This window comes from Pseudomonas saponiphila (assembly GCF_900105185.1).
Lineage (GTDB): Bacteria > Pseudomonadota > Gammaproteobacteria > Pseudomonadales > Pseudomonadaceae > Aquipseudomonas > Aquipseudomonas saponiphila.
On record NZ_FNTJ01000001.1, the window covers coordinates 4500129 to 4525070 of the forward strand.

A 24942-nucleotide genomic window follows, 5' to 3' on the forward strand; every position below is an offset into this window, starting at 1 on the left:
CATTTCGCTAACGCGTGACCGCTCATTTCGGTAGCAACGTGACCGATTTTCCGCCTGTTCCGAAACAGGTGGTCACGGCTTACCGAAATCGCCGGTCACGACTTAGCGAAAGCCTTCCCCTTCGTTGCGCATGACCTGATGCGCCGCCATCCTCGACCGATTTCGGGAGAGGAAGATGGCGGCGCCGCGAGTAGCCATGCGAAACATCAAAGAATGTCTGCGCCTCAAGTTTGAGGCCGGCTTGTCCCACGAGAAGATTGCCCGTGCCTTGCAGCTGTCCAAGGGCGTGGTTAGCAAGTACATCGCGGCGGCGCGGGTGGCCGGGCTGGACTGGCCGGCGCTGGTGGCCATGGACGAGGCCGCGCTGGCGGCCGCCTTGTTTGCACCGACGTCGACGAACAAGCCGCGCGGTGAGCGAGTGCTGCCCGATGTGCTGAGCATCCACCGCGAGTTGCGACGCAAGGGCGTGACCTTGCAGCTGCTGTGGGAGGAATATCTCGCCGCGCATGCGGGCCAGCCGACCTACCGCTACACCCAGTTCGTCGAGCACTACCGGCGCTACGCCCAGACGCTCAAACGTTCGATGCGTCAGCTGCACCGTGCGGGCGAGAAGCTATTCATCGACTATGCCGGGCCGACGCTGCCGGTGGTCGACCCGGCCACCGGCGAAGTGCGCCGGGCGCACATCTTCGTCGCCGCCCTGGGCGCCTCGAATTACACCTATGCCTGCGCGACGCCAGGCGAAACCCAGGTGGACTGGCTGACCTCGCTGGGCCAGGCTCTGACCTACTTTGGCGGCGTGCCGGAAATGGTTGTGCCGGACAATCCGCGCGCCCTGGTCGCCCAGCCGGATCGCTACGAGCCGGGCCTGAACCGGGCCACGCTGGAGTGCGCGCGTCATTACCAGACGGTGATCCTGCCGGCACGGCCACGCAAGCCTCAGGACAAGGCCAAGGCCGAGGTGGCGGTGCAGGTGGTCGAGCGCTGGATCATGGCGCGGCTGCGCCATCGGCAGTTCTTCAGCCTGCATGCGCTTAACCAGGCCATCGCCGAGCTGCTGGAGGATCTGAATCGGCGCCCGTTCAAGCGGCTCGATGGCTGCCGGCGCGACTGGTTCGAGCGCCTGGATCGCCCGGCCTTGCGAGCGCTGCCGGTGCATCCCTACGAGGTCGCCACCTTCAAGCGCTGCAAGGTCAGCATCGACTACCACATCGAGGTCAATGGCAGCTTCTACAGCGTGCCCTCCGCCCTGGCCCGGCAGAACGTGGACGTGCGACTGACGGCACACACCCTGGAAGTGCTGCATGGCAACCGGCGGGTGGCCAGCCACCTGCTGCTGGGGCGACGCGGCGCTTACAGTACCCAGCGCGAGCACATGCCCGCGGCGCACCAGGCGCATCGCGAATGGACGCCACAACGCCTGCTCGACTGGGGCGCGCGGATCGGCCCCTACACGCGCCAACTGATCGATCACCAACTGACCCACAAGCCGCACCCGGAGATGGGCTACCGCGCCTGCCTCGGCCTGCTCTCGCTGGCCCGGCGCTATGGCAATGCACGCCTGGAAGCCGCTGCCGAACGTGCCGTACACCTGCGCGCCTTCACCGGGCGCAGCGTGCGCAACCTGCTCCAGCAAGGCCTGGATCAACAGCCGCTGCCCCAGCGTGCCGCCGAAACGACCTTACCCGGCGACCACGAGAACGTCCGTGGCGCCGACTACTACCAACCCCCGCAACAGGAGCTGTTCGATGATGCCGCAACACACCCTGAATCAACTGCACCAGCTACGCCTGGACGGCATGGCCCGCGCCCTGGAAGAGCAATGGACGCTGCCGGCCAGCCACAGCCTGAGCTTCGATGAACGCCTCGGCCTACTGCTCGACCGCGAACTGGCCTGGCGTGACAACCAGCGCCTGGTACGGCTGCGCAAGAAGGCCAAGCTCAAGTACGCCAACGCCTGCCTGGAAGATCTCGACCGCCGCACCGGACGCGCCCTGGACGAGCGTCTGATCGCCACCCTGGCCAGTGGCGACTGGATCCGCCAGCAGCACAACCTGCTGCTGACCGGCCCGACCGGTGCCGGCAAAACCTGGCTGGCCTGCGCCCTGGGCAACCAGGCCTGCCGCCAGGGCTATAGCACCCTGTACCTGCGCACCCCGCGCCTGCTGGAACAACTGCGCATCGCTCATGGCGACGGCAGCTTCGGCCGTACCCTGCAACAGCTGGCAAAGGTCGACGTCCTGGTGCTGGACGACTGGGCGCTAGCCCCGCTGGAGGAAGGAGCCCGGCATGACCTGCTGGAGGTGATCGACGACCGCGCTGGCAGCCGCTCCACCATCCTGACGAGCCAACTGCCCATCGAGCACTGGCACGGCTGGATCAACGACCCGACCCTGGCCGATGCCATCCTCGACCGCCTGGTGCACAACGCCTACCGACTGACGATGAAAGGCGAGTCGCTGCGCCGAAAAAAAGCCGAGGAACAAGCCGCATCGTGACCGATGCGATTACAATCCAGAACCCGCGCAACCGGGGTGGAAGCACCGGTCACGTATTAGCGAAACGCTCGGTCACGTTCACCGAAATCCGCAAATTGGATCTAAGCCAGAGGATTCAAGGCCCCTAAGGTAGAAACTGTAGGAAGTCCCGGACGGACTCTGCATCGGGACAGGTCAAAAAAAGGACACATAACCGGCCCACAATCATCTTCAGGACCGGCATGCATTGATGCTCAGGAATAACAACAAAAGGCATTCAGCCATGTTCAAACATTCGAAAGTACGTCAGGCGGGGCTCATCCTCTTCGCAACCACATTGCTGTTGATCTTGCCGAACCTCACCAGAGTGATCGGCTGATACGTGGTTGCTCGACCAACCGACCAGCACCCAGCCCCCGGTTCTCGCCGGGGGCACGCTGTCGTCTGCCCATATTGCTGAGCCACGGCAAGGAGGAGGATTCATGTCGCCACCGACCCGCTCGTGCGGGAGGGCCAAGACCCGCTAGCCAAGCGCGACTATTTCGGTATCTTGAACCACGCCAAACACGAAGAACTCCGGGACGCCTGGTCGACCCAGTGTCGCCACCCTAAGACCTGCAGCCCGGTGAAGCCTCCCCCACTGACGAAGATCCGACGGCCATCCATTGAAAGCTCTCCTCCTTTGCGCTGCCCTCCTGACCAGCAGCCCGCTGTACGCCGCCCAACTGCTGATCGACCTGGGCTCCGGCAGCCGCACCTGGCAGACCGAAGAACTGCTCAAGCACCCCGCAGCGCAGACCATCAAGATCAAGGACGATGTGTCCTACCACCGCGACATGCAATACCGGGCCGTGCCCATGGCGGCCCTGCTCAAGGGACTCAAGACCGATGACCATGTGCAGGCCGTGGCCCTGGACGGCTTCGCCGCCGAACTGAACGCCGCGCCTCTGCTCGACACCCAGGGCTCCCAGGCCTGGCTGGCCATCGAAGACCCGGACAAACCCTGGCCTCGACTCGCCGCGGACAAACCCGGCGCCGGGCCTTTCTACCTGGTGTGGACGGACCCGCAAGCCGGGCATATCAGCCCCGAGCAATGGCCATTCCAGGTGGCGCGCATCCAGCGCCTGGCGCCGGTGGCGGAGCGTTTTCCGGCCCTGGCTCCGGACCCGAAGCTGGCAAGCAATGATCCGGTCAACCAGGGCTTCAGCCTGTTCCAGAAGAACTGCCTGGCCTGCCACCGCCTGAATGCCGCCGGTGACTCGCAGTTCGGGCCGGACTTGAACATTCCCTACAGCCCTACCGAGTATTTCAGTGGCGACTTTCTCAAGCGCTACATCCGCGATCCGCAGAGCCTGAGGCACTGGCCCCAGGCCAAGATGCCCGGGTTCGACAGCAGCGTGTTGCCGGATCAAGAGCTGGAGTTGTTGCTGGGCTATCTGCGGCACATGGCGGGGCGCAAGCAGTTGCCTTGAGCTGATCCGGGTGTTGCCTATCGCCTGGATAGCCAGAGTTGATTTCACGGTCCGGCCAGGCCGGCGGATAATCGCGCCCATCGAGCAAACACTTCGCCAAGCCTGATGAAGTCGCTGCTGCAACCTTGATGACGCCGATGACAACCGGGTCCGGGCTCTCCCGACCGGTTCCCTCTCCTGACCGGTCTTCCCTTTTAGCCACCCTCTTGGGTGGCTTTTTTTAACTTTGAGCGCCCTTGAAACGCAATTGGCCGACCCGAGGGCCAGCCAATTGTCGATCTTGATGCCAATGACGCCGGGTTATACCAGGCGCCCGCGAATCTCCTGCTTCACCCCCCATCCTTCAATGATGCCGCCCAGAGGCTCGACCACGGCCTCGAAGTCCTGCTCAAAATCCCCGATGCCGCCATGGGTGGCGTACATCACCTTGCTCAGTTCCAGATACCAGGCGCCGTCATCACGCACGCTGACCTGGGCGTTCAAGGATTCACCGCGAAACTGTCCTGCCGCCCTGCGCGCCCGCTCCTCGTCCGGAAAAATGGCGTAGAACTCGATGGGATGGAATCGTGAAAAATCAAAACCGCCTTCTTTCATGCGGCGCAGCACACTGCTGCTGAGGTCTTCTTGAACGGCTGTGCTCATGAAACGTCCTCCTCAAACCGATGGATAGACTTTCCGCGCTTCCCGACTCGCCGACCACAGTGATCGGCATCACGACCCGGGGGCGGGCCGTCAGGAAACAAGCATGGAGCTGACAAGATCAGAGCTAGGCGAAGAATTTGCTGATCTCGTTTGCAGATTAGCGCCAACGTCTGGGCGCCGCCAGAAATAGCTGCGCAAGCAATCTCTGTCGTCTCTAGATCGGCGTGATGCGCAGAATCTGAATGCTGTTCTGCTCTTTCAGGCTCTTGAGAGTGGGGGCTTCGATACGTCCGTCCAGATCATTCAGATCCAGTTCGGCACTGACCGGCAGCAACTTGGCCCTAACCAGCTGCGCGGCCCGCTCCAGCGTCGGCTCCTGCTCGCAATCGAAGTCCTCGACGGACTGGACACCATGATCATCCACGAAAGTGACTTGCCACTTTTGCATCAGCGCCTCCTCGATAGCCCTGTCAGTGGGCCTACAGCATCTCGACCTTGAGCCAGAGGCAAACGTTCCGCGACACGGGCAGGCCAGCCAAGAAAAAGGCCGCTCGGAGGCGGCCTTGATCGAACCCTTGGACCGTCAGCCGGTCACGGCTTTTCGGCACGGGTCTTGAGCGCCTTCAGGGTGTTGAAAGGGGCGTCCACCACGAACTTGTTGGCCAACCAGGACGGCACGCTGCCACCAGGCTCGGTGTGCACCTGATAGGTCACTTCGACCTGATCGGCACCTTTGGGCACGAACTTCCAGTAACCCTCGACCTGGGATACGCGCACGAAACCTTTCTCTTCCGGGATGTAGGTCGGCACACCTTCCAGCTTGCGGGTCAGGCTGCCGTCTGCGGCTTCGCTGGTAGTGATGTGCAGCACCGAGTCACGCGCAGTGACCGGCCAAGGCGTGTTGAACTGGGTGTAGGTCCAGGTTTGATCGCCTTCGTGCTTGAGCAGTTTCTGGGTCTTGCACTCATGGATCCAGGCGCAGGCACCCACCACGTCTTCCTGCAATGCACGCAGCTTGCCGATGGAGGTCTTCATGGTGGTAACACCACGGTAGGCCTTGTATTTGGAGCCGGCCACTTCACTCAAGGAAATCTTGATGCCGTCTTCGTCCTTCGCCGTTTGCCAGTCTTCGGCGTGGGCCGTTGCCGACAACAGCACGGTGAAGCCACAGAGCACAGCCATTCGATACAGCGAACCCATTGTCTTATTCCTTATTGTTGAAGTTCCGTTCATTAAGAACACTCTAAGCCGCTGTCACTTGTTCCCACCATCCGAGCAAGCGGATGGCATCTTCCCGGCTTTCGCCGCACACCTCGGGATCTGCCTGAAACGCGCCGCACACCGCTGGCCGCTCCGGCCTACCGAACAAGCCACACAGGTGTTCGACAGACAGGTGCAGGCAACGTTCTCCCGCCGGCTTGCCATTGGGCATTCCGGGGATCGGTGAGCTGATGGAAGGGGCAATGCAGCAGGCGCCACAACCTTCACGGCATTTCATGACGAAAGCTCCTCGCGACAAGCATAGTGTTGAATGACGCCGGACAAGAGTAACCGCTAAAACAGCCGTTTAAAATTACTCAAAGAACGGATTTGACGCACAACCGTGCGTGACTGATCAGTCTCCGACAAAGCGTCGCTGCAGCCAGTCACAAACAGGTTGAAGAATTTACTGCTTGAATTCGAAATCCAGGGCCGCGCCTTCGATTTCACGACGCTCCTCATTGCGCAACTGCAACTGCATTTCGTTGCTCAGCAAGCGACCATTGAGTTGGAACGGACTGCTTTCCTTGGGCTTCTCGCCAAACATCTGCGGCAGCAAAGGTTCGCGCTTGGGCAATGGCACACTGCCGACAGGTTGCAGATGCTTGACCATTTCCGGCGGCAGGCTCAGGTCCAGCTTGGGGCTCTTCAACGGCGTCTTGATGTCTTGATAGGCCCACTTGGATTTGGGCTTGGCTGCTGCCTTCTTGCTTGCCGGCTTGCTCTTGCCAGCGCTGGCCTGGGCTTTGGCCTTGCTCGCCGAGGTCTGCTTGGCGGTAGCTGGCTTGCTCGGGTGGGTGCTGCTGGCAGCCGGTTTATCGGTGGCCGAGGCTGCCTGGACAGGCGTGACAGCGACAACTCCCAACAGGCAGGCAGATAACCAGATGGCAGGAAAAAAGGCATTCATAAAGGCAGGTAGATCGACAAAAGGTTTCCTATGCTCGCTTGTTGCAAGCCCCATGACAAGCACAGGGCCGCATTGTTTAAAAACCGCCGGCTGCCTCCTGGCACAACTGGCTGGCGAGCATGCCCAGGGTCATCAAGGCCCGCTCGGCCTCACGATTCCAGGGGGTGCCGCAATTGAGCCGCACGCAGTGGTTGAACTGCTCGGTGTTACTGAAGATCAACCCCGGGGCAATGCTGATGCCCTGTTGCAGGGCCCGCACATGCAGTTCCTGGGTGTTGACCCGCCCAGGCAGGCTGACCCAGAGAATGAAACCGCCATTGGGCCGAGTAATCTGCGTGCCTTCCGGAAAGTACTGCTGCACCGCCAGTTGAAAGGCGCTGAGGTTCTTGCGGTATTCCTGGCGGATGTAGCGTAAATGCCGGTCATAGCCGCCGTTCTCCAGGTACGCCGCAACGCCCATCTGGGTCACGCTGCACGCCGAATGAGTACTGAAGGTCTGCAGGCGCTGGATCTCCTGCTGGTACTTGCCAGCGATCATCCAGCCGATGCGCACCCCCGGTGACAGGGTCTTGGAGAAACTCGAGCAGTAGATCACCCGGTCCAGGCGGTCATAGGCCTTGAGGGCCTTGGTGCGCCCTACCTCGAACATCAACTCGCCGTAGATATCGTCCTCGACCACCTGGATATCGAAGTCCGATGCCAGACGCAGCAACTGCTTCTGCCGTTCCTCCGGCATGGTGCCGCCCAGGGGGTTGCTCAGACGCGTCGTCAGGACCAGGGCCTTGATCGACCACTGGTTGGCCGCCAGTTGCAGCGCTTCGAGGCTCATCCCGGTGGAAGGATCGCTGGGAATCTCGATGACCTTGAGCCCCAGCAAGTCCGCCAGTTGCAGCAATCCGTAATAGGTCGGCGATTCCGCGGCAATCAGATCTCCCGGCCGGGTCAGGACCCGCAGCGACATCTGCAGGGCATCGACACATCCGTGAGTGATCACTACTTCCGAAGGGTCGACCACCACCCCGGCGTCACGCATGCGAATCGCCACCTGGCGTCGCAGTGGCTCGAAGCCGGGACTGAACATGTAGCTGAACGCCCGTGGGCTGTGAAACCGCGTGACCTTGGCCAATTGCTGGTGCAATGCCCGCACCGGCAGGTAGTCGACGCTGGGCACTGCCGCCCCCAGAGGAAAGACCCCTTCGCGACGGGACTCCACCAACACCTGCTGGATAATGCTGCTGCGGGTCACCAGCCCCGGACGCTCGACCCGGGCGATGTCCGGCGTGGGCGCAGTCAGCGCCGGCGTCTGGTGCACGTAGTAACCGGACTGGGGACGCGCGCGGATCAGCCCCTGGTCCTCGAGGTTGGCATAGGCCTGGAGCACCGTGGCGTGGCTGACGTTGAGCTGCGAGCTCATCTTGCGTACCGACGGCACGCGCTCCCCCGGCTGGTAGACACCACGGCGAATATCCTCAGCCAGCTGCTGAGCGATACGTTGATAGAGCAAGAGATTGGTCATGGCACAGCACTCGATTTCACGGCGTTTTATTCTTGTGTGAAACAATACCGGCACAGTTTAGAAGTGTACTGGGACAGTTCCTACAATAGTCGAGGACACCGGGCAGTGAAAAGTAGAACTGTAGGGTTTTTGTGAGCACCTTGGCAGACATAAAAAAACCCGACGCCTAGCGGACGTCGGGTTTTTCGGGGACAAGAGGCGTTTCAGCGAGCGGCGCCCAGCTGGCCCTTTTCGTCGGAGAAGACGATCTCCACCCGCCGGTTCTGCGCCCGGCCACGCTCGGAGGCATTGGCTTCCACCGGGTAGTCGTCACCGTATCCTTCGACCTGGATCCGCTTCTCGTCGATCCCCAGATCCACCAACACGTCTGCCACGGCCTGGGCTCGATCGCGCGACAGCTGCAGATTGTTCTGACGTTCACCGGTGTTGTCGGTGTAGCCCTCAATGCGCACGACACGCTTTGGGTTCAGTTGCAGAAACTGCACCACCTTGAGCACAGTGCGATTGGCCGAGTTCTTCAATTCGGCCTCGCCGGTGTCAAACAGCACGTCGCCCAGTGTCATCACCAGGCCACGGTCGGTCTGGGTGGTCGCCAGGCTGATGATCTGCTCCTCCAGCCACTTGCCCTGCTGTTGCACACTCAACAGTTTGGCCTCACGCAGGGCCAGTTGCAGGCGTTGTCGTTCCAGTTCGAGCTTGGCGGCGCGCTCCTGGTTCAACGCCTGATCCGTGTGCTCCCGGGCAATCTCGCTGTAGCGACGACTCAGGTAGGCATAGTGCTCCACATCGGCACCGCTGCCCCAGTAGGTCGACAGCCGATCGGCACGGGCCAGGGATTCTCCGGCGCGTATCACGTCCTTGGGCGCGATCCGCAACACATTGGAGTCCTCCTTGACCTTCTGGAAGTCGGCACCGGCTTGCTGCAGGGCTTCCTCGCTGTGCTGGCCGGCACAACCATAGAGACCGGCGCAGGCCAACAGCAACGCGCCACCGAAGATCCGGGTCGACAGGCTCATTGGGCATCTCCCAGTTGCTTGCGCAGGCGGGTGATGCGGGTGTTGAGCTCGTTCACCTGTTCCTGGCTCTTCTGGGTCAGGACCTTGGCCTCGGCCAGCCGAGCATCCAGTTCTGCCTGTTCGGCACGCATCCGCGCCTTCTTGTAGGACTCATCCTGCATATTGCCCTGAGCCCGGGAGAACTTGTCTTCGGCCAGTTTCAACTCAGGCATCGCCTCGGCCGAGGCTCCCACGGCCTTGGCTTGCTCCAGTGCCTGGGCAGTGAGGCGCATTTGCTCGGTGGGCGCCGGATCGGTTGCACAACCCGCCATGGCCAACAGGGCCAGGGCAGGGAAAAGAGGTCGAATAGTCACACGTGATTCCTACGGTTTTGGGCTGCTGACGGGTTGCTGCAACTGGGCCTTCCAGCGCTCCAGATTGCGCTGCAGCAAGGCCTCCGTCAGACCGGACGCGGGCAATTCTGTCATCTTTTTTGCCAGCTGTCCGCGCAACCATGGGTCATTGCAGGCGGAGTTGTGGGACAGCGCGAGAAACAGTCCCGGTTTGTCGATGGCCTGGGGAAACGCCTGCAGATCCGCCGCCATCCCCAGGGACTGGGCCATGGCCATGCCCGCATAGCGCGGTGCCAGGACATAGTCCACTTCCCCCAGCAGCAAGGTCTGGAAGACCTGGGTCAGGTTCGGCAGGCGCTTGAGTTGCAAGTGCTCCTTGGCCACGAGCTGAAAGGGCTGGGTCAAGCGGGCCTTTTCCGAAACCGCTCCCGGATGACCGGCAAGGTCCGCCACCTGGGTGTAGCTCAGGGTCGAGTCCTTGCGCGTCCACACCAGATAGTCGTTCTGCACCAGCGCCGGGTGGATGTAGTCCAGAGACTCCAGCTCATTGAAGGTCAGTGGCGCATCGGCCAGCAGGTCCATGCGCCCGCTACGAACTTCATCCAGGGCTTCGGAACGTTTGCCGGCGTACAACAACTCGACCTTGAGTCCCAGCTCCCCCGCCACTTGCTGCAGCAGGTCGGCGCTGGCCCCCATCAGGTGCTTGGGGTTCTGCGGGTCTTGCCACAGGTACGGCGGCGCGTCCGGGCTGCCGGTCACCACCAGACGCTCGCACTTGCCTGCTGCCAGTGACAGCGCTGGCGACAACGCCAGGCTCAACAGCACTGCCCAGCCCCCCATGCGGTGCAGATCCATGGCGATACCCTCCCCCAACAAAAAACACCCATAAAAAAACCCGGCCAAAAGGCCGGGCTCTTTATAAGTTAAGACGCCGGATTAGACCAGCTTCTCCAACTCGGGTACGGCTTCGAACAAGTCCGCCACCAGGCCGTAATCGGCCACCTGGAAGATCGGCGCCTCTTCGTCCTTGTTGATCGCAACGATCACTTTGGAGTCTTTCATGCCGGCCAGGTGCTGGATCGCGCCGGAGATACCGACCGCGATGTACAGCTGTGGCGCAACGATCTTGCCGGTCTGGCCGACCTGCATGTCGTTCGGCACGAAGCCTGCGTCCACTGCCGCGCGGGAAGCGCCGACAGCAGCACCCAGCTTGTCGGCCAGGGCGTACAGGTGCTTGAAGTTGTCGCCGTTCTGCATGCCGCGACCGCCGGAAACGACGATCTTGGCAGCGGTCAGCTCAGGACGATCGGACTTGGCCAGCTCTTCGCCAACGAAGCTCGACTTGCCTGCATCGTGAGCGGCGCCAACGGCTTCGACAGCAGCCGAACCACCTTCAGCGGCAACGGCGTCGAAGCCGGTGGCACGCACGGTGATGACTTTCACCGCAGCCGAGGACTGCACAGTGGCGATGGCGTTACCGGCATAGATCGGACGCTTGAAGGTATCGGCGCTTTCGACCGAGATGATCTCGGAGATCTGGTCAACGTCCAGCTGGGCGGCAACCCGCGGCAGGATGTTTTTGCCGTTGGAGGTCGCGGCAGCCAGGATGTGGCTGTAGCCAGCGCCCAGTTCGGCGACCAGCGGCGCAACGTTTTCCGGCAGTTGGTGAGCGTAGGCGGCATTGTCGGCCACCAGCACTTTGGCCACGCCAGCGACTTTGGCCGCGGCTTCAGCCACAGCGCCAACGCCCTGACCGGCGACCAGCACATGAATGTCACCACCGATTTTGGCGGCGGCGGCAACGGTGTTCAGGGTGGCCGGAGCCAGCGCCTTGTTATCGTGTTCGGCGATTACCAAGATAGTCATGATCAGATTACCTTCGCTTCGTTTTTCAGTTTCTCGACCAGTTCAGCCACCGACTTGACCTTGATACCCGCGCTGCGTGCAGCCGGCGCTTCGACTTTCAGGGTCTTGTTGGTGGAGGCGGTGGAAACGCCCAAAGCATCAGGAGTCAGCGTTTCAAGCGGCTTCTTCTTGGCTTTCATGATGTTTGGCAGAGACGCGTAGCGCGGCTCGTTCAGACGCAGGTCGGTGGTGACGATGGCTGGCAGGTTCAGTGCAACGGTCTGCAGGCCGCCATCGATTTCGCGAGTGACATTGACCTTGTCGCCGGACACCTCGACCTTGGAGGCGAAGGTGCCTTGAGCGTAACCGCTCAGGGCCGCCAGCATCTGGCCGGTCTGGTTGTTGTCGCTATCGATGGCCTGTTTGCCAAGGATCACCAGCTGTGGCTGTTCCTTGTCGACCACCGCCTTGAGCAGCTTGGCCACGGCCAGGGAGTTCAACTCTTCAGCGGACTCGACGAGGATTGCGCGATCGGCACCCAGTGCCAGGGCGGTACGCAGTTGCTCTTGAGCAGTAGCAGGACCGATGGAGACGACGACGATTTCAGTCGCTACACCTTTCTCTTTCAGGCGTACCGCTTCTTCCACTGCGATTTCGCAGAAAGGGTTCATCGACATCTTGACGTTGGCGAGGTCGACGCCGGAGTTGTCCGCTTTGACGCGAACCTTGACGTTATAGTCGACCACTCGTTTGACAGCTACAAGAACCTTCATGGATTCCTCGTTACTCTCCGGTGAAAAGAAAGTCGCCTAGGCGAGAACCTGGCGGTTGATGCTCATCGGCACAAGGGCACCTCCAAAAACGCTGGCGTCGATAAAGGATGACCTTGCTCACGGGAGTGATGACCGCTGGTCAGTGGTGACCGGCGAGTCATTCATTATCGCGGCGTGTAAACTGCGCACTTTCAAGCTGCGCGGCGCATCACCTTTACTGCCTTTGCCCTGTCTTTAGAGGTGCTCTTGAAACCAACAGTCAGCCTACGGCGAGCGCAAAACCGACCGTATCTTGACCGGAACGCCTTTTCTGGTCAATACGGCAAAATAGCCGTTTATAAGCCGCGCTTCTTTGATTTATCTGGGCTGCAGCAATTTCAAACAAACGTTTGTATTGGACGCTGAGAGTGGTGTAGATATAATGCGCCGCCCAGAGAGAAAGGTCGGCCATCCCCCCTCCTCCCGCCATTTGCGATGGGAGAAAGCGCGGATGCAATGCCAAACCTCCAATTAGAAAAAACCGTTGAGCCTTGAGTAGGAGATAGCCTAGTGGAACGCGAATACATGGAATTCGACGTGGTCATCGTCGGTGCCGGCCCCGCAGGCTTGTCCGCCGCTTGCCGCCTTAAGCAGAAGGCCGCTGAAGCCGGCAAGGAAATCAGCGTCTGCGTGGTCGAGAAAGGCTCCGAAGTCGGTGCTCACATCCTTTCCGGTGCCGTGTTCGAACCACGGGCCCTGAATGAACTGTTCCCGGACTGGAAGGAACTGGGCGCTCCGCTCAACACTCCAGTGACCCGCGACGACATCTATGTCCTGCGCAGCGGCGAAACCTCCACCAAGGTTCCCGACTTCTTTGTGCCCAAGACCATGCACAACGAAGGCAACTACATCATCTCCCTGGGCAACCTGTGCCGCTGGCTGGCCCAGCAAGCCGAGAACCTGGGCGTGGAAATCTACCCGGGCTTCGCCGCCCAGGAAGCCCTGATCGACGAAAACGGCGTGGTCCGCGGGATTCTGACCGGCGACATGGGCGTCGACCGCGAAGGTCAGCCAAAAGACGGCATGTACACCCCCGGCATGGAACTGCGCGGCAAATACACCCTGTTCGCCGAAGGCTGCCGCGGCCATATCGGCAAACAACTGATCAAGCGCTTCAACCTGGACAGCGACGCCGACGCCCAGCACTACGGCATCGGCCTCAAGGAAATCTGGGAAATCGATCCGGCCAAGCACCAACCAGGCCTGGTGGTGCACACCGCCGGCTGGCCGCTGGACATCATGAGCAACGAGAACACCGGCGGCTCCTTCCTCTATCACCTGGAGAACAACCAGGTGGTAGTGGGCCTGATCGTCGACCTGTCCTACGCCAACACCTACCTGTCGCCGTTCGACGAGTTCCAGCGCCTCAAGCATCACCCGGTGCTCAAGCAGTACCTGGAAGGCGGCAAGCGCATCAGCTATGGCGCACGCGCACTGGCCAAGGGCGGCATCAATTCGCTGCCGAAGATGGTGTTCAAGGGCGGCGCGCTGATCGGCTGCGACCTGGGCACCATGAACGTGGCCAAGATCAAGGGCAGCCACACCGCCATGAAGTCCGGCATGCTGGCCGCCGACGCCGTGGCCGACTCGCTGTTCGCCGGCTCCGAAGGCGCCGAAGAACTCAAGAGCTACGTCGAATCGTTCAAATCCAGCTGGCTGTATGAAGAGCTGTTCGCCAGCCGCAACTTCGGCCCGGCCATGCACAAGTTCGGCCCGATCATCGGTGCCGGCTTCAACTGGATGGACCAGAACATCTTTGGCGGCAAGCTGCCCTTCACCCTGCACGACACCAAGCCGGACTATGCCTGCCTGAAGCTGGCCAAGGACTGCACGAAGATCGACTACCCGAAACCCGACGGCAAACTCAGCTTCGACAAATTGAGCTCGGTGTTCATCTCCGGTACCAACCATGAAGAAGAACAGCCGTGCCACCTGAAGCTGACCGACCCGAGCATCCCGCTGGGCCGCAACCTGCCGCTGTACGATGAACCGGCCCAACGCTACTGCCCGGCCGGCGTGTATGAGGTGATCACCCAGGAAGATGGCGAGAAGCGCTTCCAGATCAACGCGCAGAACTGCGTGCACTGCAAGACCTGCGACATCAAGGACCCGGCCCAGAACATCACCTGGGTCACGCCGGAAGGCGCCGGCGGCCCGACCTACCCGAACATGTAAGTCGCCACGCCATGAAAGAGGCCCCCGATATGGGGGCCTTTTTCATGCCCGGCATTCGCCGACCCTGCAGCCAGCGCCAAGGGGATTGGCACTCAGGCCGCGCGCTCTTCGCCGGGGTTGCGTTCGAAGTAGCGCTTGTACTCACGACTGAACTGCGAGGTGCTCTGGTAGCCCACCCGATGCGCTACCTGGGCCACGCCCAGTCCTTCACCCAGCAGCAACTGCTGGGCCTTGAGCAGGCGCAGGCGCTTGAGGTACTGCACCGGCGACAGCAAGGTGCTGCGCTTGAAATGCTCGTGGAAGGTCGAAGTGCTCATATTGGCGCAACGGGCCAGGGTCTCGACGCTCAGGGGTTCGGTGTAATGCTCGTGCAGATGATTGAGCGATGCCGCGACCCGGGCGAAATGCCCCTGCTGCTCCACCAGCGCCCGCAGGGCATCGGCCTGGGGCCCACGCAGGGCAGCAAAGAGCAGCTCGCGCACTCTGGACGCGCCCATGACTTTGCACTCCAGAGGATCGTGCAGACAGCGCAGTAGCCGTTCCACACAACCACGCATGCTGTCATCGAGCACCGCCGAGGTCATGGACTCCAGGGTCTGCGCCGAAGCGGCCCGGCCTTCGGTGATGCCCATGGCCAGCACCAACTCGCTGAGGACCGCCCGGTCGATGGCGATGGAAATGCCCAGCAGCGGCGCATCAGGCATAGCGAAGGTTTCACACTCGAAGGGCACCGACAGGGCCTGGATCAGGTAGTGCCCGGCGCCGTACTCCAGGGTCCGCGTGCCCAGATAGGCCAGTTTGCTGCCCTGGACAATGATCATCAGGCTCGGCTCATAGATCTGCGGGCCGCGCGCCACATCGCAGCTGGCCCGCAGCACCTGGACTCCGGGCAAGTCGGTAGCCACGAAACCATCTCGGCTGGCAAGAGGCCGGATCAGCGAAACCAGGGTGGCATTGGCGTCCAGATGACGGGTCAGCAGCATGGGAAAAACTTCACGGAAAAAGGGATGAAAACATCATCGCAGGTCTGTCCGCCAATGCCGTGTGAAAACCGCCAATGACGGAGGAATAGGCATGACATGCCGAGGAATCGCCATGGTTGGCCCCGGGCTCGACGCCGAGAATGCCCCGCCTCAATCGTCAGCGTTTTCGCGAGGTCCATCATGTACACCGCCATCGGTTATGCCGCCCAGTCGGCCACCACTCCCCTCGCCCCCATGCGCTTCCAGCGCCGCAGCCCGCGCCCGGACGACGTTGCCATCGAGATTCTCTACTGCGGCGTCTGTCACTCCGACATCCACCAGGCCCGCAACGAATGGGGCATCGCCGTGTACCCGCTGATGCCGGGCCACGAGATCGTCGGCAAGGTCACCGCGGTCGGCGCCAACGTCAGCAAGCACAAAGTCGGCGACCTGGTGGGCGTCGGCTGCATGGTGGATTCCTGCCGCCACTGCGAAGCCTGCGCCGCGGATCTGGAGCAGTACTGTCTGCAAGGCCCGACCATGACCTACGCCACCCCGGACCGGGTCGACGGCAGCAACACCATGGGCGGCTACTCCGACAGCATCGTGGTCAGCGAGCACTTTGTCGTGCGCATCCCCGAGAAACTCGACCTGGCCAGCGCCGCGCCGATTCTCTGCGCCGGCATCACCACCTACTCGCCGCTCAAGCACTACGGGGTCAAGCCCGGCGACAAGGTGGGAATTCTCGGCATGGGCGGCCTGGGCCACATGGGCATCAAGTTCGCCAAGGCCCTGGGCGCCGAAGTGACCCTGTTCACCCGCTCGGCGAGCAAGGCCGAAGAAGCGCGGCGCCAGGGCGCCGATCACGTGATCGTGTCCACCGACGCGGCGCAGATGCAGTCGGTGGCCGGGCATTTCGACTTCCTGCTGGACACCATTCCGGTGCCCCACGACCTCAACCCCTACCTCGATACCCTGCGCTTTGATGGCGTGCACATTCTGGTGGGCCTGATCGAGCCGGTGGACCCGGCGCTGCACGCGGGCAAGCTGGTGATGAGCCGCAGGGTACTGGCCGGCTCGCTGATCGGCGGCATCGCCGAAACCCAGGAGGTGCTGGACTTCTGCGCCGAACACGGCATCACCTGCGATATCGAAATGCTCGACATCCGCCAGATCAATGAAGCCTTTGAGCGCATGATCAAGGGCGATGTGAAGTACCGCTTCGTGATCGACATGGCGAGCCTGAAGAGCTGAATCCCGGCGTCATGCAGACCCGGCTTGGCGGTGGCAGGCGCTCCATGGAGCGGCCTTGGCCGGCAAGCCGGCTCCTGCGCGCAGGTATGCGCGAACAGCGGCTGTGATCAGCCGCGGGCAAAGGCGCGTAGTACTTCACCGTCCATGCGGTACTTGACCCACTCTTCCTGGGGCTGAGCCCCCAGGGACTTGTAGAACTGGATGGCCGGTTCGTTCCACTCCAGCACGCTCCATTCGAAGCGTCCGCAATCGTTGTCACAGGCGATCTGCGCCAAGTGCCGCAGCAGTTGCTTGCCCGCGCCGCCGCCGCGCTGTTCCGGAGTGATGTAGAGATCCTCCAGGTACAGGCAGTTGCTGCCCAACCATGTCGAGTAACTGAAGAAAAACACCGCGAAGCCGATCGGCTGCCCGTCCCGCAGGCAAATCAGGCCGTGGGCCGTGGCACCCTCGCTGAACAGGCTGCGCTCGATGTCGGCAACACTGGCAATCACCTCATGACGTGCTCGCTCGTAGTCGGCAAGCTCGGTGATAAAGGCAAGAATCTGCGGGGCATCGCTGGGCAGTGCAGGACGGATTTCGACGGACATCGACGGTTCTCATGGCGGAATCAGGCGGTCATATTAGAACGACAGCCGAAAGACTTGCACGGGCATTTATGGGAATCGGCCAATCACCGATCATGCAGCACGCCGAACTGGATAAACTGGACCGCCGAATGCACTTTACTCCCCTGCACAACCTGGCAGAAACCTTACTACCCCACGCCCTCGAACCTGCCAAAGACGGCTCCCATGACCTGTCCCACCTGCAACGGGTCTGGCACAACGTGCGACGCATCGTCGACGAAGAAGGCGGCGACCTCAGAGTGCTGCTGGCCGCCACCCTGCTCCACGATTGCGTGAGCGTGGAAAAAAACTCGCCCTTGCGCGCCCAGGCCTCACGCTTGTCGGCGGACAAGGCCCGAGGAATTCTCGCCCGGCTGGGCTGGAGCGACGCCGAGATCGAAGCGGTCGCTCACGCCATCGCCGCCCACAGTTTTTCCGCCGCCCTCGCCCCGGCCACCCTGGAAGCCAGGATCCTGCAGGACGCCGACCGCCTCGATGCCCTCGGTGCCCTGGGCGTGGCGCGCACCTTCTACGTTTCCGGCCGCCTGGGCCTGGCCCTCTACGACCCCGCCGATCCCACGGCCCGGCAGCGCGAACTCGATGACGCACGCTTCACCCTGGATCACTTCCAGACCAAGCTGCTGCATTTGGCCGAAGGTTTCCAAACGTCCTGCGGCGCCCGCCTGGCGCAGATCCGCCATGCGCGCCTGCAACGCTTCAGGCAGGAATTGCTGGAGGAAATCGGCGAATGAGCCTGCACGCCAACTCCGCTGGCGGCTAACCCTGAAACCACCAGGAACACAAGCAACCGGCGTCGCCATGGTCGGCTCCCGTCACCTCTCGGACTGGCTCGGCGCCGCCCGCTCGGTGGCAGTGTTCGTCTGCCTCCTAGTGATGGCCAGCCCGGGGGTTGCCCTAACGCCGGGGTTCGGCCACAGCCTGCTGTGGTGTTTGGCCTGACTCATTGCCTGGGCCGGAGTTCGTTCCGCCAGGCGCCGTTCGAGGCATCGCGCAAGCCGAGCCGGCCTGCGCCGTGCACTTACTGGGGTTCCTGAGCCTGCAGCAACGCGTCCACTTCAGCATGGCCAGGTGCGGTGGCCGGACCACGGCGGGTCACGGCAATGGCCGCTGCGGCATTGGCTCGGCGGGCGGCCGCCAGTGGCTCAAGCCCCGCCGCCAGCCCCGCGACAAAGACTCCGGCATGGGCGTCGCCGGCGCCATTGCTGTCCAGCGCCTGGACCTTGAATCCGCCCACCTGCGCCAGCTGCCCCTGGCGTCCTATCCAGCAGCCCCGAGCACCGTCGCGCAGCAGCAGCAAAGCCGTGGGGGCCAGCCAGGCGCCAAGCCGCTGCAAGGCCATTTCGATACTCGAGCTGGCGGTAAAGCCCAAGGCTTCGGCGCGGTTACTGCTCCAGATATCGATCCGCGGCAACAGGGCCGCCATCAGGGGGGAGTCGGGGGAGTCCACCAGAGGCCCCGGATCGAACATCACGGGCACCGAGCGCGGCAATGCCAGCAGCCAGTCGACCAGGGCCTGAGCCTTGCTCGCCTGCAGCAGGCTGTAGCCGCTGACATACAGATAGTCATCCGCCTGGACCCTGACCTCTGCCAGATCCTCGGCCGACAGTTCACCCTCGGCGCCGATATGGGAGATGAAGGTGCGCTCGGCCGAGGCATCGGTCAGGGCCACGCACACACCGGTATCGGCGCCCGGGCTGGGCGGCAGGCTCAGGCCAATGCCTTCTGCCTGCATCGCCGCTCGGGCCAGATCGCCAAAGCGCCCCTGGCCGTGGCGCCCCAGGTAGAGCACCGGCAAGCCATTGCGCGCCGCCGCGGCCATGACATTGAAGCCGCCGCCAGCTTCGAAGCTCGCCGACTGGGCCAGGACATCACCACCGGCAGCCGGCAGACGATCCACGGCCATCACCAGGTCGACGATCACCTGCCCGCTATGGAGCAACCTAGGCATTGGCATTCTCGACAAAGGCTCCACGCCGATCACGGGCTCCGCCCAGCAGAGCGTATCCACCGCCGGCCACCAGGAAGGTGACGATCCAGCCCAGGCCGTTATGCCCCAGCCAGGAATCGGCCAGCGGCCCGGTGAACCAGACGTCTTCTGCGGTGGTGCCGATGCTGGTGAAACAGAATCCCAGAATGATCGCCAGCACCCAGGCACCGAACGCCCGCCACTCGATCCCGCCCTGATACCAGTAGGCACTGCTCGGCCCGACATTCAACAAATCATCGGCGCTGTAGTAATGGCGATGGATCAGGTCCACCACGAAGATCCCCACCCAGGCAGTGATCGGCACCGCCAGCAGGGAAATGAAGCTGATAAAGGGCCCGTAGAAGCTGTCGGCAATCAGCATGAAGTAGATCGAGCCGAGGAAGATCGCGACGATATCCACCAGCACCGCATAGACCCGCTTGACCTTGAGGCCCAGGGTCAGCGCGGTGAGACCGGCGGAATACACCGACAGGTTGTTGGACAGCAGCAGGCCACCAAAGGCCGCGATCAGGTAAGGCACGGCCATCCAGGTGGGCAGCATGTCGCGGATCGCGATGATCGGGTCCACCGCCGAAGCCAGATGATCATTGCCCACCGACAGCAGGCCGCCCAGGGTGATCAGCAGCACCAGCGGGATACCGGCGCCGAACGCCGCCGAGGCCACCAGGCGTCCGGCCGTCACCGAGCGATGCTGGTAGCGCGACATGTCGGCCCCGGAGCTGGCCCAGCCGATCCCGGTACCGGCCGCCATGGTGCCGACCCCGATGATCATTGCGCTCACGGGGGCCGGCGCCGCATTGAACACCGCCGTCCAGTCGATGGTGGCGCAGAGGAAACCGCCCACCAGGACGTTCAGCGCACCAAAACCGTAAGTGGCCCACTTCTGGATCACCAGCAAGGTGGCGTGGCCCAGGCCGGAGACGCTCAGGGTCATCAGCACGAAGATGCCGATGAACAGCAGGGTCAGCAGCGGCGCGTCCTTGGCCGAAGCCGGGGTCTGGAACAGGATCGAACTCAGGGACAGCAGGACAAAGGCTGCCGTGGTGGTATTCACCGTTTCCCAGCCGACCCGCGACAGCATCGACACCAGGGTCGGCCCGATGTTGCCACGCACGCCGAAGATCGCCCGGGACAGGGTCAGGCTGGGGGCCCGACCGCGGCGGCCGGCCACCGAGATCAGGCCGACCACGGCGAACGAGCCCACTGAACCGAGGATCGCCACCAGCAGCACCTGCCAGATCGACAAGCCACGAAACGCCACCAGCGTCGCCCCGAGGGGCAAGCCGAGAATGCTGATATTGGCCGCGAACCAGACCCAGAACAGCTGCAACGGATGACCGTTGCACTCTGCCTCGGGAACCGGCTCGATACCGCGGGTTTCCAGTTGCCCGGCGCCTGAGCCGACCGTCGATGAACTCATGAATGAAACTCCTGTTGCCGTTATTGGGGGGGCTGGCAATTTCGGAAGTCACAGAACAATCCGGCATTCCTGGCCGTGTTCCAGCTTTCCCTAGCGATCGGCAGTATGGCCGAAAGGTATAGCGAGCCTGGGGCTCGGTACTGGGCGCGACGACTTAACGCAGCGCCAGCAACGCTTCTACCAGAGGTAGCAGGTCCAGTTCATTGACCTGCTGCACCTGATGGATCAACTCCGCGGGCCAGGCCTCCAAACCCAGGCAGGCGCCCAGCATGGCGCCAAGAATCGCCGCGATGGTGTCGGTGTCGCCGCCAAGACCGGCGGCCATGCACAGTGCCTCGAAGGCTTCAAGCTGCCCGAGGGCAACCTGCCGGGCCAGGGCGAAACTGACCACCACCGACTCCTGGGAGGCCACCGAGGTACCGATCAGTTCATACAGCATTCGTGCAAATGCTTGCTTGTCGCCTTCAATCCTCAGGGTGCCGGCCCACTCCAGGCGCGCCGCGATGGTGGCCCCGGCCACCCAGTGGCCATGAGCCTGTGCCTGGCGGGCAAACTGTGCCCCCAGGGGCAGGGCCTCGATCAGCGAGGCGCCATTGATGCCGGCGGACACCACCGCCGCTACCGCCGCCGCGCTGGCGATTCCCAGGCTGGTGTTATGCGTGACTTGGCAGGCTTCGACCACCGCCTGGACAAAGCCTTGAGCGCTGGCGACATCGGCGGCGATGCCCACCGGCGTGATACGCATGGCGGCGCCATTGGTGGTGCCATAGCGCCCGGCCTCCTCCACCGATTCACCGGCGAGGATCATTTCAATGGCGCGCTTGGTGGAAGGGCCGAGCAGGTCTTGGGAGCCCTTGGCCTGCATGGCCGCCTCCCACTGGATCAGGCTCCGGGCCAGGTCCGCCGGATCGATCCGACCCTGGCCCTGAACCAGCAGGCGACCTACCAGGATCGCTTGTTCGGTGTCGTCGGTGATCGAACCTGCGGGCAGGTTGGCAGCAATCGGCTGCTCGGGGCCCGCATCTTCCAGCGTGCGGATCACACCGAAACGCTGGTGAATCTGTTCATGACTCAAGGATTGGGTCGGCATGCCCAGGGCATCGCCCAGGGCCAGACCATAGAAAGCGCCAAGTGCCCGCTGGAGCGGGCTCACCGCGACTCTCCGAATTGCAGGTGCATGCGGAAATGCTGCGGATCCAGCAGGCTCTCGACCTGTTCCATGAACCGCCCCTGGCGGTCATAGGTGGTGCGCAGGGCCTTGAGAAACACATCTCCCGGCGCCCGCCCGAGCAGTTGGGCATCTTCGGCGTTCAGGGGTTCGGCGCCGATCCATTGATCGCCGCGCTCGCCGATGTAGCCGTAGGCGGCCAGGGTAATGGTCAGGGAATCATCGATCAGGCCGACCCGGGGCAAGCCTTCCAGCTCGCCGGAGGCCGGGATCAGGGAACGTTCGAGGGACAGCACCCTGCCGTCGGTACTGCGCCGGCGGCGATCCAGGGCAATGAACTGCTCGGTGCCCAGGCGGTGCTTGAGCTCCGGTCGACGCACGGCCTCCAGGCGCAGTACCTCGGTGTTGACCAAAGCACCGCTCTCGGCCAGGGCCTGGGCCCAGCCGTGATGCTGATCCAGGGCAACGCCGTCGAAGGTGACGATGGACCCCACCCCGCTCTGCGTGGCGATGTAGTTGCGCCGCTTGAGCTCGGCCAGGGCTTCACGCAAGGTGCCTCGACTGACACCAAACTCCCCGGCCAACTGGTGCTCTCCAGGCAGTTGGAAGCCGTCTTCCAGCAGACCGCTTTCAATGCGCCGGATCAGCTCGTCGACCACTCTTGTTTTCTTATCGAATCGAACATGTTTAGGCATGTCCGGCTTGATACATGAAACCCGGGATCAAGATCAAGAAATATCTCGAAATCGAAATTGAAATGTCTTCAGGGCTCAAGACCAATGGGGAAGAACACCCCTGCACTCCACACGCCCAGCCAGCGCTGGCCATCGAGAACGCGAGTCTGCGCCAGCTCCACCAACTGGTAGAACACATTGCGATGGATCAGCGCCTCAAGGTTGTTTCGTACCAGAACATAGGGCGCAGGCTCCTGGGTCAGCGGATCGATCACCACCCGCAACGGATGCTCGACGTTGGCCACCACCTGCTCGTCGACATTACTGGTGAAGCGCAGCACCTGTGCCTCACCCTGCCCTTCGACCTCCAGGGTCACGGCGACGAAAGGGGCGTCGTCGACCTTGATGCCCACCTTCTCCACCGGGGTAACAAGGAAGTAGTCGTCGCCATCGCGGCGGATGATGGTGGAGAACAGCTTGACCATCGGCTTGCGACCGATAGGGGAGCCCAGGTAGTACCAGGTGCCATCACGGGCGATACGCATGTCGATATCGCCACAGAAATCGGGATTCCACAGGTGGACCGGCGGCAGGCCCTTCTCGGCCTTGGGAATCTGTGCCAACAGGTCGTTGGCCTTGCCTGGACCACTCATACCGCTCTCCTCGTTCAATCAGTCGCTCAGGCCCAGCAAACCGCGAGCATATTGCTGCAGCGGTGGGCCCAGCAGATCCTGGGGCTTGTTGTCGTGGAGCGTCAGTAATCCGCCACGACTGCGAATACGGGCCGTATCGATCAGGTATTGGGTACTGGTTTCGATCAGCATGATCTGGATGGTACTGGTATCGACCCCAAGGCGATCCACCGCCTCCTGATCCAGCCACTCATCGGAGTTGCCGATGCGATCGTCGGCCTTGGCGAAACGAGCGTAGAGCAAATAGTGGGCGCCCACTTCCCGGGCTTCGGCCATGGCTTCGTTCAAGCCTTCGGGCGCTTTGGCCCGGCGCACCATGGGGAAATACTCGACAAAGCCGTTGAACGCCTCTTCGGCCACCACGTTGGGTCGAGGATAGGCACCACCCGGCGGTACAAAGTGTCCCTGGGCGATGAAAATGAACGAATCCGGCTGAATGCGGAATGAACTGGTACGCCGGGTATCGCTGTGATCGAGCACTCCCGCATCGCTCAGGTGATAGCGCACCCCCTCGCCCATATCACTGACATTCATGCAGCCGCCGAGTGCCAAAAAGGCCAGCAGCAAAACCAGGCTACGCATCCTACCCTCCAAAAACCGGTGACGGAAAACCGGCGAATGGCCACGAGATGCAGCTTCCGCGCCAGCTAGGCAAATGGAGGAAACTCCAGCGCCACCCGATCTAGCCGCCGATGATTTTCATCACCGTGGCGCCACCGGAAAAGGCCAGGTCCTGCTTGTCGCCCAGGGCCTTGACCAGCAAACGCTGGAGCGCCGGCAAGGCTTGATGGCGCGGCTTGTCCAGCAGGTCGCCAACATAGTGGCGATTGCTTGACGACAAGCAGCCGTGCAACCAACCGGTAGAGGACAGCCGCAGGCGCGAACAGGTCCGGCAGAACGGCACGCTTTCGTTGGCAATCACGCCGAAATGACCGAGCCCGGGAATCTCGTAGCGCACCGCGGTCGCATCCAGCGGGGCATCGGCCTGGAGGTACTCATAGTGCTGGCCGATGATCTCCAGCAGTTGCTGCAGACTGACAAACTGCTGCAGGAAGGCATTGCCGTCGCTGGCCAGGTGCCCCATGCGCATCAGTTCAATGAAGCGCAGCTCGTAGCCACGCTCCAGGCAGTAATCGAGCAGGGGCATGACCTGGTCCAGGTTCTGACCGCGCAACGGCACCATGTTGACCTTGATCTTCAGCCCGGCCGCGCGTGCCTGCTGCATGCCATCGAGCACGCTGGCCAGATCGCCACCCCGGGCGATGCTGCGAAAAGCCGCGGCATCCAGGGTATCCAGAGAAACATTGATCCGGCGGATCCCCGCCTCCACCAGCAATGGCAGCTTGCGTGCCAGCAACTGGCCGTTGGTGGTCAGGCTGATGTCTTCCAGCCCCATGCGCCCGACTGCGGTCATGAAGGTTTCCAGCTTGGGACTGACCAGCGGTTCACCGCCGGTGATGCGCAGTCGTTCAATACCGGCCGCTTCAATCAGATACGCCACGCCGCGAGCCATCGCCTCGGCCGACAACTCGTCCTGGGCAGCTACCAGCCGCTTGCCGTTGGGCACGCAGTAGGTACAGGCGTAATTGCAGGCGGACGTCAGGCTGATCCGCAAATTGCGAAAGCGCCTGCCTTGACGATCAACGATCATGGATGACTCCGGCGTAGGAAGGGAGAACCGGCCAAAACCTGACTCAAAAATCAG

At 62.4% G+C, this 24942-nt stretch carries 27 protein-coding genes and 1 pseudogene; 7 read left to right on the top strand and 21 right to left on the bottom strand.

Annotated features, from left to right (window positions below):
* Nucleotides 1-175: 175 nt before the first annotated feature.
* The 3 genes from istA (at nt 176) to BLV47_RS21110 (ending at nt 3949) form a co-directional block, all read left to right on the top strand.
* Complete coding sequence (gene istA / locus BLV47_RS21100) at nt 176-1861, top strand: IS21 family transposase (RefSeq protein WP_062838241.1); 1686 nt, start codon at nt 176-178, stop codon at nt 1859-1861.
* Nucleotides 1749-2498 carry an IS21-like element IS1474 family helper ATPase IstB gene (istB, locus tag BLV47_RS21105; RefSeq protein ID WP_062838242.1) on the top strand — a complete coding sequence of 250 codons (750 nt, stop codon included), beginning with the start codon at nt 1749-1751 and terminating at the stop codon, nt 2496-2498. Before istA ends, istB begins: the two co-directional genes overlap by 113 nt.
* A gap of 644 nt (nt 2499-3142) precedes the next feature.
* Nucleotides 3143-3949 carry a c-type cytochrome gene (locus tag BLV47_RS21110; protein ID WP_092316750.1) on the top strand — a complete coding sequence of 269 codons (807 nt, stop codon included), beginning with the start codon at nt 3143-3145 and terminating at the stop codon, nt 3947-3949.
* Between the two features lie 300 nt (nt 3950-4249).
* On the opposite strand, the gene BLV47_RS21115 is transcribed toward BLV47_RS21110, so the two are convergent.
* The 12 genes from BLV47_RS21115 to BLV47_RS21170 form a co-directional block, all read right to left on the bottom strand.
* Entirely contained in the window at nt 4250-4591 is a 342-nt protein-coding gene (locus BLV47_RS21115; RefSeq protein WP_016964989.1) for a ribonuclease E inhibitor RraB, read from the bottom strand.
* A gap of 214 nt (nt 4592-4805) precedes the next feature.
* Nucleotides 4806-5039 (bottom strand): hypothetical protein, encoded by a 234-nt coding sequence (locus tag BLV47_RS21120; protein ID WP_092316752.1) that lies wholly within the window; start codon nt 5037-5039, stop codon nt 4806-4808.
* A gap of 143 nt (nt 5040-5182) precedes the next feature.
* Nucleotides 5183-5791 (bottom strand): START domain-containing protein, encoded by a 609-nt coding sequence (locus BLV47_RS21125; RefSeq protein ID WP_092316754.1) that lies wholly within the window; start codon nt 5789-5791, stop codon nt 5183-5185.
* Between the two features lie 43 nt (nt 5792-5834).
* Complete coding sequence (locus BLV47_RS21130) at nt 5835-6089, bottom strand: YkgJ family cysteine cluster protein (RefSeq protein WP_082729197.1); 255 nt, start codon at nt 6087-6089, stop codon at nt 5835-5837.
* A 168-nt stretch (nt 6090-6257) separates the two neighbouring features.
* Entirely contained in the window at nt 6258-6758 is a 501-nt protein-coding gene (locus BLV47_RS21135) for a hypothetical protein (RefSeq protein WP_016964985.1), read from the bottom strand.
* Nucleotides 6759-6834: 76 nt separating this feature from the next.
* Nucleotides 6835-8274 carry an aminotransferase-like domain-containing protein gene (locus tag BLV47_RS21140; protein WP_011060145.1) on the bottom strand — a complete coding sequence of 480 codons (1440 nt, stop codon included), beginning with the start codon at nt 8272-8274 and terminating at the stop codon, nt 6835-6837.
* Between the two features lie 203 nt (nt 8275-8477).
* Entirely contained in the window at nt 8478-9290 is an 813-nt protein-coding gene (locus BLV47_RS21145; RefSeq protein WP_092316756.1) for an OmpA family protein, read from the bottom strand.
* On the bottom strand, nt 9287-9643 hold the full coding sequence (locus BLV47_RS21150) for a DUF4398 domain-containing protein (RefSeq protein WP_016964456.1): 357 nt from the start codon (nt 9641-9643) through the stop codon (nt 9287-9289). The genes BLV47_RS21145 and BLV47_RS21150 overlap by 4 nt, the downstream gene beginning before the upstream one ends.
* Before the next feature lie 9 nt (nt 9644-9652).
* Nucleotides 9653-10477 carry a substrate-binding periplasmic protein gene (locus BLV47_RS21155; RefSeq protein ID WP_092316758.1) on the bottom strand — a complete coding sequence of 275 codons (825 nt, stop codon included), beginning with the start codon at nt 10475-10477 and terminating at the stop codon, nt 9653-9655.
* An 81-nt stretch (nt 10478-10558) separates the two neighbouring features.
* A complete protein-coding gene (locus BLV47_RS21160) occupies nt 10559-11488 on the bottom strand; it encodes an electron transfer flavoprotein subunit alpha/FixB family protein (RefSeq protein WP_047302861.1) in 930 nt (309 codons plus the stop codon).
* Between the two features lie 2 nt (nt 11489-11490).
* Nucleotides 11491-12240 carry an electron transfer flavoprotein subunit beta/FixA family protein gene (locus BLV47_RS21165; RefSeq protein WP_015634720.1) on the bottom strand — a complete coding sequence of 250 codons (750 nt, stop codon included), beginning with the start codon at nt 12238-12240 and terminating at the stop codon, nt 11491-11493.
* A gap of 259 nt (nt 12241-12499) precedes the next feature.
* Nucleotides 12500-12691: a hypothetical protein gene (locus BLV47_RS21170; protein WP_016964459.1), complete on the bottom strand. Its 192-nt coding sequence runs from the start codon at nt 12689-12691 to the stop codon at nt 12500-12502.
* Nucleotides 12692-12789: 98 nt separating this feature from the next.
* On the opposite strand from BLV47_RS21170, the gene BLV47_RS21175 reads away from it, so the two are divergent.
* A complete protein-coding gene (locus BLV47_RS21175) occupies nt 12790-14454 on the top strand; it encodes an electron transfer flavoprotein-ubiquinone oxidoreductase (RefSeq protein WP_092316760.1) in 1665 nt (554 codons plus the stop codon).
* 92 nt (nt 14455-14546) lie between these two features.
* Here BLV47_RS21175 and BLV47_RS21180 read toward each other — a convergent pair whose 3' ends face one another.
* Nucleotides 14547-15437, bottom strand: coding sequence for an AraC family transcriptional regulator (locus tag BLV47_RS21180; RefSeq protein ID WP_092316762.1), 891 nt, complete (start codon nt 15435-15437; stop codon nt 14547-14549).
* A gap of 180 nt (nt 15438-15617) precedes the next feature.
* Here BLV47_RS21180 and BLV47_RS21185 point away from each other — a divergent pair, with 180 nt between their 5' ends.
* A complete protein-coding gene (locus BLV47_RS21185; protein ID WP_092316764.1) occupies nt 15618-16670 on the top strand; it encodes an NAD(P)-dependent alcohol dehydrogenase in 1053 nt (350 codons plus the stop codon).
* Between the two features lie 107 nt (nt 16671-16777).
* On the opposite strand, the gene BLV47_RS21190 is transcribed toward BLV47_RS21185, so the two are convergent.
* The gene (locus BLV47_RS21190; protein ID WP_016964463.1) at nt 16778-17257 is read right to left on the bottom strand and encodes a GNAT family N-acetyltransferase; all 480 of its coding nucleotides are present in this window, start codon (nt 17255-17257) and stop codon (nt 16778-16780) included.
* A gap of 128 nt (nt 17258-17385) precedes the next feature.
* Between BLV47_RS21190 and BLV47_RS21195 the strand changes: the two genes are divergently transcribed.
* Complete coding sequence (locus BLV47_RS21195) at nt 17386-18027, top strand: HD domain-containing protein (RefSeq protein WP_092317348.1); 642 nt, start codon at nt 17386-17388, stop codon at nt 18025-18027.
* Between the two features lie 52 nt (nt 18028-18079).
* Nucleotides 18080-18223: pseudogene (locus tag BLV47_RS36585) on the top strand (MFS transporter); the annotation flags it as partial.
* Between the two features lie 91 nt (nt 18224-18314).
* Here BLV47_RS36585 and BLV47_RS21205 read toward each other — a convergent pair.
* The 7 genes from BLV47_RS21205 to BLV47_RS21235 form a co-directional block, all read right to left on the bottom strand.
* Entirely contained in the window at nt 18315-19244 is a 930-nt protein-coding gene (locus BLV47_RS21205; RefSeq protein WP_092316768.1) for a PfkB family carbohydrate kinase, read from the bottom strand.
* Nucleotides 19237-20703 (bottom strand): purine-cytosine permease family protein, encoded by a 1467-nt coding sequence (locus BLV47_RS21210; protein ID WP_092316770.1) that lies wholly within the window; start codon nt 20701-20703, stop codon nt 19237-19239. The genes BLV47_RS21205 and BLV47_RS21210 overlap by 8 nt, the downstream gene beginning before the upstream one ends.
* 154 nt (nt 20704-20857) lie before the next feature.
* The gene (locus BLV47_RS21215) at nt 20858-21856 is read right to left on the bottom strand and encodes an ADP-ribosylglycohydrolase family protein (RefSeq protein WP_092316772.1); all 999 of its coding nucleotides are present in this window, start codon (nt 21854-21856) and stop codon (nt 20858-20860) included.
* Nucleotides 21853-22566: a GntR family transcriptional regulator gene (locus BLV47_RS21220; RefSeq protein WP_092316774.1), complete on the bottom strand. Its 714-nt coding sequence runs from the start codon at nt 22564-22566 to the stop codon at nt 21853-21855. The genes BLV47_RS21215 and BLV47_RS21220 overlap by 4 nt, the downstream gene beginning before the upstream one ends.
* Before the next feature lie 68 nt (nt 22567-22634).
* Nucleotides 22635-23198 (bottom strand): DUF1285 domain-containing protein, encoded by a 564-nt coding sequence (locus tag BLV47_RS21225; protein ID WP_092316776.1) that lies wholly within the window; start codon nt 23196-23198, stop codon nt 22635-22637.
* An 18-nt stretch (nt 23199-23216) separates the two neighbouring features.
* Complete coding sequence (locus BLV47_RS21230; RefSeq protein WP_092316778.1) at nt 23217-23819, bottom strand: DUF4823 domain-containing protein; 603 nt, start codon at nt 23817-23819, stop codon at nt 23217-23219.
* 100 nt (nt 23820-23919) lie between these two features.
* Nucleotides 23920-24888 (bottom strand): GTP 3',8-cyclase MoaA, encoded by a 969-nt coding sequence (locus tag BLV47_RS21235; RefSeq protein WP_092316780.1) that lies wholly within the window; start codon nt 24886-24888, stop codon nt 23920-23922.
* Between the last annotated feature and the right edge of the window lie 54 nt (nt 24889-24942).